This window comes from Neorhizobium sp. T25_13, from assembly GCF_002968675.1.
Taxonomy (GTDB): domain Bacteria; phylum Pseudomonadota; class Alphaproteobacteria; order Rhizobiales; family Rhizobiaceae; genus Neorhizobium; species Neorhizobium tomejilense.
In genome coordinates this window covers 1-14583 of record NZ_PVBI01000006.1, presented here as the reverse complement: position 1 = coordinate 14583, position 14583 = coordinate 1, and the positions used below count along the sequence as shown (strand labels likewise).

Annotated in this window: 12 protein-coding genes and 1 tRNA gene; 5 read left to right on the top strand and 8 right to left on the bottom strand. The window is 62.0% G+C overall.

Annotated features, from left to right (window positions below; translation table 11 throughout):
- Positions 1–2 precede the first annotated feature (2 nt).
- The 3 genes from C5J22_RS15225 to C5J22_RS15215 all read right to left on the bottom strand — a co-directional run bounded on the left by C5J22_RS15225 (position 3) and on the right by C5J22_RS15215 (position 1989).
- Entirely contained in the window at positions 3–779 is a 777-nt protein-coding gene (locus C5J22_RS15225; protein WP_105438906.1) for a molybdopterin-binding protein, read from the bottom strand.
- Positions 776–1630 carry a cytochrome b/b6 domain-containing protein gene (locus tag C5J22_RS15220; protein ID WP_105438905.1) on the bottom strand — a complete coding sequence of 285 codons (855 nt, stop codon included), beginning with the start codon at positions 1628–1630 and terminating at the stop codon, positions 776–778. The genes C5J22_RS15225 and C5J22_RS15220 overlap by 4 nt, the downstream gene beginning before the upstream one ends.
- Positions 1631–1725: 95 nt before the next feature.
- Entirely contained in the window at positions 1726–1989 is a 264-nt protein-coding gene (locus tag C5J22_RS15215) for a pentapeptide MXKDX repeat protein (RefSeq protein WP_105426499.1), read from the bottom strand.
- Positions 1990–2175: 186 nt separating this feature from the next.
- On the opposite strand from C5J22_RS15215, the gene C5J22_RS15210 reads away from it, so the two are divergent.
- Together C5J22_RS15210 and C5J22_RS15205 are read left to right on the top strand one after the other, a co-directional pair.
- The gene (locus C5J22_RS15210) at positions 2176–2724 is read left to right on the top strand and encodes a sigma-70 family RNA polymerase sigma factor (protein WP_105438904.1); all 549 of its coding nucleotides are present in this window, start codon (positions 2176–2178) and stop codon (positions 2722–2724) included.
- On the top strand, positions 2721–3365 hold the full coding sequence (locus C5J22_RS15205; protein WP_105438903.1) for an NrsF family protein: 645 nt from the start codon (positions 2721–2723) through the stop codon (positions 3363–3365). The genes C5J22_RS15210 and C5J22_RS15205 overlap by 4 nt, the downstream gene beginning before the upstream one ends.
- A 166-nt stretch (positions 3366–3531) precedes the next feature.
- Here the strand turns inward: C5J22_RS15205 and C5J22_RS15200 are convergent.
- Both C5J22_RS15200 and C5J22_RS15195 read right to left on the bottom strand, forming a co-directional pair.
- Positions 3532–3608, bottom strand: a tRNA-His gene (locus C5J22_RS15200).
- Positions 3609–3755: 147 nt separating this feature from the next.
- Positions 3756–4202 (bottom strand): phasin, encoded by a 447-nt coding sequence (locus tag C5J22_RS15195; RefSeq protein ID WP_105418451.1) that lies wholly within the window; start codon positions 4200–4202, stop codon positions 3756–3758.
- A gap of 237 nt (positions 4203–4439) precedes the next feature.
- Here C5J22_RS15195 and C5J22_RS15190 point away from each other — a divergent pair, with 237 nt between their 5' ends.
- Positions 4440–8282, top strand: coding sequence for an ATP-binding protein (locus tag C5J22_RS15190; RefSeq protein ID WP_105438902.1), 3843 nt, complete (start codon positions 4440–4442; stop codon positions 8280–8282).
- Positions 8283–8610: 328 nt separating this feature from the next.
- On the opposite strand, the gene C5J22_RS15185 is transcribed toward C5J22_RS15190, so the two are convergent.
- Complete coding sequence (locus C5J22_RS15185; protein ID WP_105438901.1) at positions 8611–10563, bottom strand: acetoacetate--CoA ligase; 1953 nt, start codon at positions 10561–10563, stop codon at positions 8611–8613.
- A 181-nt stretch (positions 10564–10744) separates the two neighbouring features.
- On the opposite strand from C5J22_RS15185, the gene C5J22_RS15180 reads away from it, so the two are divergent.
- Together C5J22_RS15180 and C5J22_RS15175 are read left to right on the top strand one after the other, a co-directional pair.
- Entirely contained in the window at positions 10745–12619 is a 1875-nt protein-coding gene (locus tag C5J22_RS15180; RefSeq protein ID WP_172746635.1) for an AsmA-like C-terminal region-containing protein, read from the top strand.
- Between the two features lie 28 nt (positions 12620–12647).
- Entirely contained in the window at positions 12648–12896 is a 249-nt protein-coding gene (locus tag C5J22_RS15175; RefSeq protein WP_105438899.1) for a hypothetical protein, read from the top strand.
- Between the two features lie 3 nt (positions 12897–12899).
- On the opposite strand, the gene C5J22_RS15170 is transcribed toward C5J22_RS15175, so the two are convergent.
- Together C5J22_RS15170 and C5J22_RS15165 are read right to left on the bottom strand one after the other, a co-directional pair.
- A complete protein-coding gene (locus C5J22_RS15170; RefSeq protein WP_046664720.1) occupies positions 12900–13718 on the bottom strand; it encodes an ABC transporter permease in 819 nt (272 codons plus the stop codon).
- A 1-nt stretch (position 13719) separates the two neighbouring features.
- On the bottom strand, positions 13720–14583 hold an 864-nt coding region (locus C5J22_RS15165; RefSeq protein WP_245440399.1), incomplete at its 5' end, for an ABC transporter permease subunit.

Sequence of the window (14583 nt, the reverse complement as noted above, 5' to 3'; positions counted from 1 at the left end):
CTTCAGATCCCGGCATACCATTCGTAGCCGCGATCCTCCCAGAAACCGCCGTTGCCGCCATAAAGGCGACCGAGATCGGCCACCGCCTCGATGCGGGTCAGATATTTCGCGTGCTTGTAGCCGAGTTGGCGCTCGACACGCAGCCGCAGCGGCGCGCCATGCGCGACTTCGAGATCCCGGCCGTTCATCGTGTGGGCGAGGATGGTCTGGGGATGGAAGGCATCCACCAGATCGACGCTCTCGTAGTACCAGCCGCTGCCATCGAGCGACTTCTCGTATTCGTCGGCGCAATGGAAGACGATGTAGCGGGCTTCCGGCTTCAGGCCGACCGTCTTGAGCAGAGCGCCGAGCGGCACGCCGGTCCATTTGCCGATGGCGCTCCAGCCTTCGACGCAGTCGTGCCGGGTGATCTGGGTGCGGGCCGGCAGGGCCTTCAATTCGGCAAGCGACAGCTGCATCGGCTTTTCGACCAGGCCGCCGACCTCCAGCTTCCACGTCGAGAACTGCCGGTTCATCCAGTCGAGATATTGCGGATTGTCCGGCATGCTGGTGCCGTTGGCCCGGAAGACCGGGGACAGATCCGCCTCCGTGAACTCGCGCGCCAGCGCGTTGTCGCCGAGCAGGAAGCGCTGGGTTTTCATCGAAAGCCCCTCGGCGATCTTGAGGACCGACTTTGTGCGGTCGCTTTCGACAAGCGCGTCGCAGCCGCTCAGACCGAGCGCCGAAGCCGTCATGGTCGCGCCGATCAGGAAGCGGCGGCGGGTGAAGATGCTGCTCATTGCCTGTCTCCCTTAATGTCGGCTTGGTCGATCGCGTAATAGCCGGTGATCATCGAACGCAGATTGTTGAAGACGCCCGACAGGATCACCATCGCGACGTGAGCCACAACGAAGGCGACGAGCGAAAACGCGGTGAGAAAATGGATCGTGCGGGCCGACTGGCGGCCGCCGAAGACATCGAGCAGCCAGGGTGCCACCGCGTTGAAGCCGGGCGACATGGTGAGCCCCGTGAGGATCATCAGCGGCAGGAGCAGGATGATCACCGCGACATAGCTGAGCTTCTGCAGCGTGTTGTAATGCCGCGCCTCCGGCCCTTTCGCAAACCGCAGCCGGGCGTGATTGACGATTTCGTGGCCGATATGGGCGGGCGTCAGCTCATCCCGTGCCGGCAGGAGATCGCGGCGGAAATGACGGCTCAACAATCCATAGGCGAGATAGATGGAGCCGTTGATGACGAACAGCCACGCAAAGAAGAAATGCCAGCGCCGGCCGCTTGCGAGATCCTGATAGCTCGGGATCGTCAGCCAATCGGGGAACCCTCGCGCGGTCGCCTCGCCGTCCACGTCGGAAACGCCGAGAAATTCGGTTGTGTCGAAGGTGAGCGAGCCGATATGCGTAAGGCCCTTCGCCTTGTCGCCATCCTCGACCGCCTCCGTGGAAATGAAGGAAGGATCGTTATTCGCACCGTATTGGCCCCAGTAGAGCGCCGGATGGGCATTGAATATCTGCAGGCCGCTGAACAGCAGCACGGTCATGCAAAGCACATTCATCCAGTGCGACAAGCGCACCAGCAGGCTGTGGCGGTATATGACCGTCCGGCCGGTCGCAGCGCCGGCGTCGATCGTGGCCATGGCGTTTCCTCCGAATGCGGGAATCGGGCTCCAGAAGATAGACGCGGCCGCCGGGCAGAAAGTTTCAGCGGCCGCGGTCAAATCATTTCATGGCGTCATTTCATCGCGTCGCAGGCCTTCATCATCTCGGACTTCTTCATCGCGTCCTTTTCCATGCCGGCCTTGTGCATGCAGTCGGTCTTGGTGCTGCCGGTCGCCATCGAGTCCTTCTTCATAGCATCCGGTTTCATTGCGTCGGTCTTCATGGAGTCCTTCTTCATCGTGTCGGTGCTCGTGCTGCTCTGGGCGTTCGCCGCACCGGCGAGCGAAAGGCCGACAACAAAGGTGCAGGCTGCGAGGCTGGAAAGAAGCTTGGTCATGGGATGTCCTCCTGGGATCAATCGATGTGTCCGCCGGCTGCGTGCCGAGGGCTCACAGCCATCAATTCGACCCACGCAGAAAGTCGTTACAGCGTCACGGTTATGTGATAGGTCGAAAATATCCGGATTATTTTCCATTCCGGATGTAACCGTTTATGTGCTTCTCCGAATAATCATTTGAACAGCATGACGAGCACCCATTCGGAAGAAGCCCTGAAGGCCCTGATGCTTCTGTCTCTTGATGGGGACGAGGCCGCCTATCGGCGTTTGCTCAACGCAGTGCGCGTCCTGCTGGTCGGATATTACAGCCGCCGAATGGCTGCTGCGACGAAAGCGGACATGGAAGACCTCGTCCAGGAGACATTGCTGGCGCTGCATTCCCGCCGGGAAACCTACGATCGCGCGCGGCCGTTCACCGCATGGTTCTTCTCGATCGCCCGCTACAAGCTGATCGACCACCATCGCGGCCGCGGCAGCCGGATGATGGCGGAAACGGAGCTCGGCGAGGATTTCGAGAGCGACTACAACGAGGAAGGCCTGACGGCGCGGATGGATGTCGAGCGGCTTCTGGACGGCCTGCCGGCGAAACAGCGGGAATTGATCCGCCAGGTGAAGCTCGAGGGCCAATCCGTGGCGGACACGGCAAGCCGGACTGGGCAATCGGAATCGGCCGTCAAGGTCGGCATTCATAGAGGGATCAAGGCACTGGCGGAGAAATTGCGAGGCGGAAAGTGAGAAAGACGGACGACATCATCGACAGTCTGGTGGGCGAATTGAAGCCGGTGCCGCGCCATGCACTGGCGCGCCGCTTCGCGTCCGGCGTCCTGCCGGCGCTCGCCGTGTCGCTGGTGCTGATGCTGGCGATCCTCGGCCTGCGCATAGACATGGCGGAAGCTCTGATGTTGCCGGTGTTCTGGATCAAGTCCGCCTATAACGTGCTGCTAGCGATCGCCGCGTTCCTCGCCGCCTACCATCTGGCGCGGCCCGACGGTTCCAGGGGGCGGTTCTTCCAGGTCGCGGCGGCGATCGTCGCGATCATGGCTGTGGTTGCTGTCGGCCAGCTGATGATGTCGCCCGCTGAGACCTATCGCTCCTTGATCATCGGGTCGTCAGCGCTGCATTGCCCTTTGCTGATCTTCCTCTTCGCGTTGCCGGTGCTTGCCGGGAACGTCTGGGTGCTGCGCCGCGGCGCGCCGACGGACCTGAGGCTTACCGGCTTCATCGCCGGGATTGCGGCGGGTGCCGCCGGCGCCTGGGTCTATTCCTGGTTCTGCATCGAGAACGGCATGCCTTTCGTGCTCATCTGGTATTCGCTCGGCATCCTGCTGACCGGCATTCTCGGCGCACTTCTGGGACCCCGGCTGCTGCGCTGGTGAGATGGTGGGAAGATGCCTTAGCTCGATAATTTTACCGGGCAACCGGCCCGTTCGCGGCAATCCAAGGTGCGGAATTCGGCGGCAGACCTGGTCGATTCTACGATGCACGAGTGCCTAAACACTCGGAGTGCCATCCGTCCCGACAAAACTCTTGATCTGGAAGAAATGGTACGGTTGGGGGGTCTCGAACCTCCGACCTCAGGTGCCACAAACCTGCGCTCTAACCAACTGAGCTACAACCGCACAAACGCCCTTGGGCGCCGTTGGGGGGTCACATACGGCGATCGGACTTTTTTTGCAAGTCCTATCCCGCAAATAGAAAGTCCTTTCCCGCAAATAGAAGAGGCCGGAGCATGCTCCGGCCTTCTCCTTAAAATCATGCCCTAAGAATTAGGCAGCCTTGAAGGTCGTCATGACCTTTTCAGCGGCTTCCTTGCCCGGCTTCGTCACGTCTTCGACGATCTTGCGGGCGGTGTCCTGCATGGACTTGGCCTGCTCAACCGTGATTTCAGCCTGCTTGCGGATGAAACCGGTCTGCAGTTCGATCAGTTCGGCAAAGGACTTCACGCCGAGCAGCGATTCCATATGGGTCAGCGAGTTTTCGGCATTGGTGCGCAGGGCGTCGATCGCCTTGAGGCCGAGTTCGACAGAACCAGCCTGAGCCGACTGCATTGTGGATTCCACCGTCTTGGTGGCTTCCTCGGCAGCGGTTTTCATCTTAGCATAGGCTTCGCGAGACTGGGTGGCACCCTTTTCGGCGAAGTCGCGGAAGCCTTCGGTCATCTTGGACGGATCGAAAGCGGAGAAGGAAAAGATATCGTCGGTCTTGTATGCCATCGTTTCAGGTCCTCGTTGGCGATTTCTTCGGCAGAACCGAAGATGTCATGCCTCTTATATAGACCATCTCGTTGTGCATTGCAATATGATTGTGCGCTGCACAATAAAATGAGTCCCGGAATTAACCCTATCGGAGGTTTGGACGGCGCCGCTCTCGACCCGAAGGCAGGGGGAGGTTATTAACAATCCGTTAAACTACGTAGAAATCCGGTCACAAACGCTCTGTAGGTTTTGCCTATGTCCGCAGTTCAATACCCGTTCATCGACATTGCCGTGCACGAGCGCGTCCGCGATCGTTTTGCGGCAGGCGAAGCGATCGTGCTGTTTTCTCCGGACATGCAAAGCCCTCTCTGGGCGAACGGGCGCGGCGCCGATCTTTTCGGTTTCGGCTCCATCTACGATTTCCTCGACCAGGGTCCCAACCGCGTCGATATCGCCTTCCGCCAGATCGAAGCGGCCGCGCGCCAGCTCGGCGAAGTCGGCGATATCCGCAACCTGACGATCCGCGTCGCCTCCGGTTTCCAGCGCATTCCCGTTCAGGCGATCTGCGAGCTTGTCCAGGTCCAGGGCGAAACGGCCGTGCTGTTCAGCGCGCCGGTGGAACGGGGCAGGCTCGCGCCTTCGGCCTCTGCTGCCCGGATGATTGAAGGCTTCGACGATCCCGATACGCATATGGCGGTGATCGACGAAAATGGTGAGGTGCTTGCCGCCTCGGCCGAATTCGCAGGCCTCGGCGTTTCCGTGCAGACGGCCAAGATGATGGCGACCATGGCGGGCGCCGATCCGAGCCGCCTCGTCAAGCGCCCGATCCCGACCTCCAAGGGCTACCTGCCGGCGGCGATCGGCAAGCTCTCCAGCGAGCCGGCCCTGCATCTTCTGTTCACGGTCGAGACGGAACAGGGCCGCGCCGCCGTCGCCAACGGCTATGAGCCCCGCGACGAGGCAGCGACGCTCGCCGAAGGCGATCAGGCGAATGCCGAGATCGGCGAGGAAATTTCGGAGCCCGCTGCGAGCAACGACGCCGAGGACTTCACGGTCGAGGCCGAGCCGGTGGACGATTTTGCCGAGGTGATCGCCGCTGTATCCGAAATCGAGGATACGGAAGAGCCGGAAGAAGAAATTTCGCTTGAAGCCGGCGGGGATGTCGCGCCGGTTCAGCCGGCTGCTCTCGAGGAACCGGCAGAAGAAGTCGCGCCTGAAGAGGACGTGCTGGCCGCGGACGTCGAGGCCCTTTCCTCCGATGACGCGATCGAGACGGCCGAGGAGCTGGTTTCGCCAACCGCGATCGAGGAAACATCGGCTGCCCAGCTGGAGACCGTGGAGGCAGCTGCCGCAACCGCCGAAACTGCCGCGCCGGAGCCGGCTGGTTTCGTCTTCCGCGGCGACGGGCGCGCGACCCGCTTCGTCTGGAAGATCGATGCGGAAGGCCGGTTCAGGGAAGTTTCGAGCGAATTTGCCGATGCCGTCGGCCCACACGCCGCCGATATCAACGGCATGGCCTTTACCGATCTCGCCGCTCTCTTCCATCTCGATCCCGAGGGCAAGATCACCGAGCTGCTCCAGAAGCGCGATACCTGGTCCGGCAAGACGATCTGGTGGCCGATCGAGGGCACGTCGCTGATGGTGCCGGTCGATCTCGCCGCGCTGCCGACCTATACGCGCACCCGCGAGTTCGACGGCTTTCGCGGCTTCGGCATCGTGCGCATCGGCGATGCAGCCGAGGATCCGAATGCCGTCGGCCTGACCCTGACCCGGGCGGTGCCGGAGGATGTGGCCGAACCGGAAGCGGAGACTGTTTTCGAAACCTACGATGTGCCCGTCGATGCACCGGAAATGGTGGCAGAAGACCTTCTGCAGGGCGAGGCCGAGGATGCCATCGCCGGAAGTTCCGAGTATGACGAACCGGCTGCCGCGGCTTCGGTGACCGAAGAGCTGGAAGTCGCGGAAGATGCCGAGCAGCCGGCTGCCGCCGAAGACATATCCGCCGATGCAGCGCCATCCGAAGACCTGCTGCCGGAGCCGGCGCCAGAGGACGCGCCGCAGCCGTCCAAGTCTGGGCGGCAGATCCCTTCGCTGCTCGACTGGCCGGCCGGCGAACGCCCGGCACTGCGGATCGTCGACAATGCCGGCCGCCGCCATTCTGACAAGGTCATCCAGCTGGAAGAGCGCCGCTCCAACCGCCGCGACGGACTGACCCCCGTCGAACAGGCGGCTTTCCGCGAAATCGCCCGGCAGCTCGACAATTTCGTCGGTCGCCGCAACGAGGAAAAGACGCCGGAGGCCCCGACCGAGACGGAGCTACCTGTTGTCGAACAGAACGAGCCGAGCGCGATAGAGCCGGCTCAGCTCGAGCATGAGGCGGTGCACGAGGAACCTGTCGCCCCCGTTTCGGAAGAGATTTCCGAGGAAGAGGCGATCGCCTTCGCCGAAGACGCGAACCAGGCTTTTGCCGACGGGCCGATCGAGCCCACCGAAGAGACGGAAACCGCTGTGGAGGCTCCGGCCGACCCGCATCCGGAGCTTTCCGACCGCGAACTGTTGAGCCAGATGATACCGGTTCGCGAGCGTATCGGCCTTTCCGCGGAGATCGTCGACCAGATGCCGGTGGCGCTTCTCGTCCACAGCGGCGACACCTTGATCTACGGCAATCCCGAATTCCTGCGGCTGACCGGCTATGCCTCGATCGGCGAGCTGGCGGAAGTTGGCGGTCTCGATGCGCTGCTGCAGCGTCAGGATCTCGAAGGCAAGACAACGGAAGCCGGCGGCATGGTCGTGGTGCGCGCCGACGATGTGCTGGTGCCGGTGACGGCGCGCCTGCAGTCCGTTCGCTGGGACAATTCGACTGTTCTCATGTTGGCGCTGATGCCGGTCGTGGCCGAGAGCCAGAGCTCCACCGAGGACGGAGAAGCGGCGGCGGTCATTCCCCTGCGCGCGCCCCGCGCAGCCGACCAGCTTGCCAAGCTGCAGGTCGAGGTAACCGAACTGCGCGCCATCCTCGAGACGGCCACCGACGGCGTGGTGATCATCGGCGCCGATGGCGACATCCGCTCCCTGAACCGGGCGGCGAGCGCGCTCTTCAACTACGACAATGAAGAGATCAACGGCAAACCTTTCGTCACCCTGTTCGCCCATGAGAGCCAGCGGGCGATCCTCGATTACCTCGCCGGGCTTGCCGGCCATGGCGTGGCGAGCGTTCTCAACGACGGCCGCGAAGTCATCGGCCGCGAGGCTTCCGGCGGCTTTCTGCCGCTGTTCATGACGATCGGCAAATTGACCTCCTCGAACGGCTATTGCGCTGTCATCCGCGACATCACCCAGTGGAAGCGCACCGAAGACGAGCTGCGCACCGCCAAGCGTGCTGCCGAGACGGCGAACGCCCACAAAAGCGAGTTCCTCGCCCATGTGAGCCACGAAATCCGCACACCGCTCAACGCGATCATCGGCTTTGCCGACATGATGGCGAGCGAACGTTTCGGTCAGATCGGCCATGCGCGTTATGTGGAATATGCCAATGACATCAGCCGCTCCGGCCGGCATGTGCTCGATATCGTCAACGACCTCCTCGACATTTCCAAGATCGAGGCCGGCGAGATGGAGCTCGATTTCGTCGCCGTTGGCCTGAACGAGGCGGTGTCGGAAGCCGTCTCGCTGGTGCAGCCGCAGGCAAACGGCCAGCGGGTGATCATCCGCACGGCCCTCTCGCATGCCGTGCCGCAGGTGGTCGCCGATCCGCGCTCGATCAAGCAGATCGTGCTGAACATCCTGTCGAACGCCATCCGCTTCACGCCCTCCGGCGGTCAGATCGTGGTGTCCACCGCCTACGAGACCAACGGCAACGTGGTCCTTCGCGTCCGCGATACCGGCATCGGCATGACCCGCTCGGAGCTGGAACTTGCCATGAAGCCGTTCCGCCAGGTTGCCAGCGCCTCCCGCAAGCGCGGCGACGGCACGGGCCTCGGCCTGCCGCTGACCAAGGCGATGGTCGATGCAAACCGCGCCGCCTTCGCGATCACCTCTGCACCGAACGAAGGTACGCTGGTGGAAATCACCTTCCCTTCACAGCGGGTGCTGGCGAACTGATCCGCGAGACTGCGATTGGTTTTCGCATTCTCTGGCCGATGGCGACATGGCTGCGACGGCACGGAAAACTCTCTTGGGTTGCATTTGACCTAAAAAGAAAGGCAGCCGAAGCTGCCTTTGAAGTTTAATGCTGTCCAACGAGGGTCGGTGGAGACGTCATGTCTATGAAAGCTCGCGGCTAGGCGTAGTTCATACACGAGACGAAACCATGTTGCTCCACTTTTGATCAAAGCGGCTTAATGGGTCGTTAACAGCGACCCGTTTCTGGAATTTATGCCGAAGATGTGCCGTATCGATACATCTCGCCTCGTTGGTGATACCCGGCGATTCAGCTTTTCAACTCGACAAGGCCGTCGAACAGATCGAGCGCTTCCGGATTGACGAGCGTCTCCTTGTTCCTGACCGCCCGGCCATGCACGACGTCGCGGACCGCCAGTTCGACGATCTTGCCGGACTTGGTGCGGGGGATATCGGCGACCTGGATGACCTTTGCCGGTACGTGGCGCGGCGAAGCGCCGGTGCGGATGCGGGCCTTGATCGCCTTGGTAAGATCGTCGTCGAGCTTGAGATCGCCGGTGAGGCGGACAAATAGGATGACGCGGACGTCGTCGTCCCAGTCCTGGCCGATGCAGATGGCTTCCGCGACCTCCTCCATCTGCTCCACCTGATTGTAGATCTCGGCGGTACCGATCCGCACGCCGCCCGGATTTAGTGTCGCGTCCGAACGACCATGGATGACGATGCCGTCATGTTCGGTCCATTCAGCGAAATCGCCATGGCACCAGACATTCTCGAAGCGCTCGAAATAGGCCGCCCGGTATTTCTGCCCTTCGGGATCGTTCCAGAACATGAGCGGCATGCACGGGAAGGCCTTGGGGCAGACGAGTTCACCCTTTTCCCGGCGCACCGGCTTGCCGTCGTCGTTCCAGACGTCGACGGCAAGCCCCAGACCCGGCCCCTGGATCTCGCCACGCCAGACCGGCTTCAGCGGATTACCGAGCACGAAGGTGGAAACGATGTCGGTGCCGCCTGAAATCGAGGCGAGATGCACGTCGGATTTGATGCCTTCGTAGACGAAGGAAAAACCTTCCGGCGAGAGCGGCGAACCGGTGGAGATGATGAGCCTGAGCGCAGCCAGATCGTGGCTCTCCTTCGGCACGATGCCGCCCTTGCGGAGCGCGTCGATATATTTCGCCGAGGTGCCGAACACCGCGAACTTTTCAGCTTCGGCATAATCGAACAGGACATTGCCGTCCGGCGCGAAGGGCGACCCGTCGAACAGGCAGAGCGTGGCGCCGACCGCGAGGCCTGACGCCAGCCAGTTCCACATCATCCAGCCGCAGGTGGTGAAATAGAACATCCTTTCGCCAGCCTCGAGGCTGCAATGGAAGCGATGTTCCTTGAGGTGCTGCAGCAGCGTGCCGCCGGCCGAATGGACGATGCATTTCGGCACCCCGGTCGTACCGGACGAAAAGAGAATGTAGAGCGGATGGGAGAACGGCAGGGGCTCGAACTCGACGGCCTTCGCTTCATAAGGCGCCGTGAAATCGGCAAGTGTACGGCCATCGGCAAGCGATGCGGCGAGTGCGGGAGCGTCGCCGACATAAGGCACCACCAGAACCGGCGTCTTCAGCACCGAGGAAACCGCCCTCACCTTGGCGGCGACGTCCTGGAGCTTGCCGTTGTACCAGTAGCCGTCGCAGGTGATGAACAGCTTTGGGTCGATCTGGCTGAAACGGTCGAGCACGCCCTGTTCGCCAAAATCAGGTGAACAGGAAGACCAGATGGCACCGATCGAGGCGGCGGCCAGCATGCAGGCAATGGTTTCCGGCATATTCGGCATCATCGCAGCAATGCGGTCGCCCTTCTCGATACCGAGCACCCTGAAGGCCTGCTGCAGACGAGAGACTTCGGCGCGAAGTTTATCCCAGGACCAGCGATAGCTCACCTTGTCCTCGCCGCGGAAGATCAGCGCGTCTCCGCCGCCTGTTCCGGAGAGTAGATTTTCGGCGAAATTCAGCGTCGCATCAGGGAAGAAACGCGCGGCGAGCATGTCTTCGCCATTGATCAGCGCGTGTTCGCCGCGCTCGCCCTTGACGCCGCAGAAATCCCAGACCGCCGACCAGAATTCGGCGCGCTCGCTGATCGACCACGCGTAGAACGCATCATAGTCGGGAAAGCTTTTGCCAAAGCGCTCGGCGCACCAATTGATGAAATGATAAAGCGGGGTTTTCTGCTGTACTTCCTTCGAGGGCTCCCAGAGCGGCTGTTCATTGCCCATTCCCATTCCTCCACCCTCGGAGAACCCCGCCCCGACATTGGAAACCAGGGTTCTGCCTCGTCTCCATCATGCCAGACCCTGCGAGCTCGCAGGGTATCGGCTTTTATAGCATGTTGCACCGCATTATAAAGGAGACAGCCGGGGATGTTTCCCGGATTTGCACGGGGCCGGCATTTCCTATATGCGCGTGATGATCATGCTCACCAATCCGATCGGAAATCTGCGGAAGAACCTGGGCCGCCCGCTGGGCCGGCGGTCGCGCCGCGTTCTGATCGGCGCTATCGTCGCCCTCTGCCTGTTCGCGCTTTTCCAGGTTATCGCACCGTTCCTCGTTTCATCGGCCGTCGTGCGCGAAAGCATGGAGCGGGCAGTCGCCGAATGGACCGGCCATGACGTGGAGATCGAGGGAACACCCGATATCCGTTTCTGGCCCGAGCCTCGGGTCACGCTCAGGGACATCACCATCCGCAAGCAGGCGGAAGACGGCGAGCGCGTGCTCGGCCGGGTCTCGCGGCTTTCGGCCTCCTTCGATCTCGTGCAGGCCCTGGTCGGCCAGCCCGAGTTCAAGGACTTCCGGCTCACGGATCCGGAAATCTACGTCATCAGGGAGGCCGATGGCAGGCTCGACTGGGCGAATGACGGGCTGCTCAGCCGTGCGGTGCGCGATGCCCGGCCGGAGGGCAGCGGCCAGGCGTTGACTGCGGATGACGATGCACGCATGGGCGATGTCGGCATCACCAACGGAACACTCGAAATCTCCGACCTCGCCAGCGGCCGCGTCACACGGTTCCAGTCGATCGACGGAACGCTCGACTGGCCCTGGCTTTCTCGCGGCCTGGAGCTGAAGGCGGATGCCGAGCTCAACGGCCGGGCGCTGACGCTGGACATAAGCTCGACCCAACCCCTGCTGCTGCTCTCGGGCAAAAGCGGCGATATCTCGGGCACGATGGCGTCCTCCCTCTTTCGGGGCCAGTTCCGAGGCGTCGCCGACCTTGCGACGCAGGCATTTCTTTCCGGCGATGCCGAACTGACGGTCCCCGACCTTGCGGCGGCGATGAGCTGGGCCGGCCTGAACTTTTTCGGCACGGAACGCGTCAAAAGCTTCTCTTTGACCACCCACCTCGTTACCAACGACAACGTCCTGCGCTTCGACAACCTCTCCCTCAGCCTGAACGACGCCAAGGCGACGGGCGTACTCGATCTGCTGCTGCCCGCGGACAAGCCACCGAGACTGACCGGCACGCTTGCCTTCGACCAGATGGATTTTTCCGCGGCGCTTGCCGCCATTGCGCCGCGCACCATGGGAGACGCCAGCGAGAGCGATGGCCAGCTCGCCGATCTGGAACTCGACCTGAGGCTTTCCGCCCAGCAGGCGACGCTCGGACCTTTCCAGCTTTCGGAGGCCGCCGTGAGCGTGATGAACACCGGCGAGCAATCCCGTATCGACATTGCCGACAGCGATTTCGAGACGGGCCGGCTGACCGGCCGGGTCGCCACCGTGAAAGGCGGCGTGGCCGGGGCTGTCGCCTTGCGCCTTGCTGTCCAGGACGCCGATTTCGGGAATATCGTCAGGGAACTCGGCCTCGCCGGGCCACTTCCGGCAGCACGCGGATCGTTGGACCTGGCGCTCGACGTCGACCGGCCGCTGGAGCCGGAAGCCTGGCGCAACGCCAAGGGTACCTTGCGCTTCCGTGCGGATCGAGGCTCGTTTTCAGGCGTCAATATTGCCGGCATCCGGCAGCTCGCGGCACAAAAACCCTATTTTCCCCTGAGCGATGCCGGCACCGGCAGCCTGGAATTCGACCATATCGACATATCCGCCAGTCTAGCGGACGGTTCGGCCGATATCCGCGAGGGGAAGATAACCGGTGCCGCAGAAACGCTGACGCTTTCGGGCGTCATTCCTTACATCAACAACAGCCTCGCGCTCTCGGCGATCGTCGAAACGATCCCCCAGGGTGCCAATACCGCGCCGCTGATGGTCTTCATCGGCGGGTCCTGGCCCAACCCGGTCATCTGGCCTGTTTCGCAAACTCCGGCGAAACCCCTACAATGAGCCGAATCAACCGGATGGGGGTAATCTGGTGGCGCGGTTCCTGATCAATCTATGCAAGGCGCTGCTCGCCTGTCTCATCATGGGCGCGGTCTTAAGCTTTTTCGGCATCACCATGCCGTCGCTGCTGGCGCTCCTGCACCTGACGCCGGACGATATCCGGATCGGGCTCGAGAACGCCTATGTCTGGTCGGTGCCGCGCATCGTGCTCGGCGCCGTCATCGTGCTGCCGGCCTGGCTGCTCATCTACATCTTCATGCCGCCGCGTGGAGGCGAGTGAGCGTCAGGTCGTGCCACGGGCTGCAACGTGCTCGTCGCGGATACGCCGCATCTCGGCCTGCTTGGTGGTGATCGAGGTGATGATGACGCCGATGGTGACAAGCCCGATCAGGATGGTGCAGATCGCGTTGATTTCCGGCGTGACGCCCAGGCGAACCTGGCTGTAGATCTTGATCGGCAACGTGGTGGCGCCGGGGCCTGTCGTGAAGCTCGCAATCACCAGGTCGTCCAGCGACAGCGTGAAGGCCAGCATCCAGCCGGCGATGACCGCCGGAAAGATCAGTGGCAGGGTGATCTTGAAGAAGGTCTTGACCGGCGGGCAGCCGAGATCGAGGGCCGCCTCCTCCAGGCTCCGGTCGAAGGTCAGCAGCCGCGACTGCACGACGATCGCCACATAGCACATCGTGAAGGTCGTATGCGCGATGATGACAGTCCAGAAACCCCGATCGATGCCGACCGCGACGAACAACAGCAGCATCGACAGGCCGGTGATCACTTCGGGCATGACGAGCGGTGCATAGATCATCCCGGAAAACAGCATCCGGCCGGGAAAGCGCGTGAAGCGCACGAGGGAAAGGGCCGCGAGCGTGCCGAGCACCGTGCCGATCGTGGCGCTGATGACGCCGACGCGCGCCGTTACCCATGCAGCGTCCATAAGCCCCTGGTTCGACCACATCGTGCGATACCATTGCAGCGAAAAGCCGCCCCAGACCGTGACGAGCTTGGAGGCATTGAACGAATAGACCACCAGGATGATGATCGGGATGTAGAGGAAGGCGAAACCGAGGGTCAGGACGGTGGCGTCGAAGCGGGATGATTTCATCTCAAGCCACCTTCTTCTGCTGGTTCTGGAAAATCATGATCGGCACGACCAGCATGATCAGCAGGATGACCGCCACGGCCGATGCCAGCGGCCAGTCGCGGTTGCCGAAAAATTCCGTCCACAGCGTCTTGCCGATCATCAGCGTATCGGCGCCGCCGAGCAGATCCGGGATGACGAATTCGCCGGTGATCGGGATGAAGCAGATCATCGAACCGGCGATCACGCCCGGCAGCGACAAGGGGAAGGTGATCTTCCAGAATGCCTTCCAGGGCGGGCAACCGAGATCGCTCGCGGCCTCGAGCAGAGTATTGTCCATCTTTTCCAGAGCCGCGTAGAGCGGCAGGACCATGAATGGCAGATAGGAATAGACGATGCCGATGAAGACCGCGTAGTCGGTGCGGAAGATCTGCACCTGCTCGTCTGCGCCGAGAAGGCCGACCGACTGAAACAGCAGCGTCAGCAGGCCATCGGGCTTCAGGATGCCTATCCAGGCGTAAACACGGATCAGGAAGGACGTCCAGAACGGCAGGATGACCAGCATGACGAGCGTCGGCCGCAGCATGGTCGGGGCGCGGGCCATGGCAAGCGCCATGGGATAACCGATCAGCAGCAGCAGGAAGGTGGAGATCACCGCGATGCGCAGCGAAGAGAGATAGGCCTCTATGTAAAGCGGATCGTCGGTCAGAAAAAGATAGTTGTCGAGATCGAGTTCGGAAACGAAATCGCCGAATGCGCCGAACCCTTCAAAGAGCGGCGTGTAGGGCGGCATGGCGATCGCCGTCTCGGAGAGCGAGATCTTGAAGATGATCAGGAAAGGGGCGACGAAGAACAGCAGCAGCCAGAGATAGGGCGCCGCGACCACCAG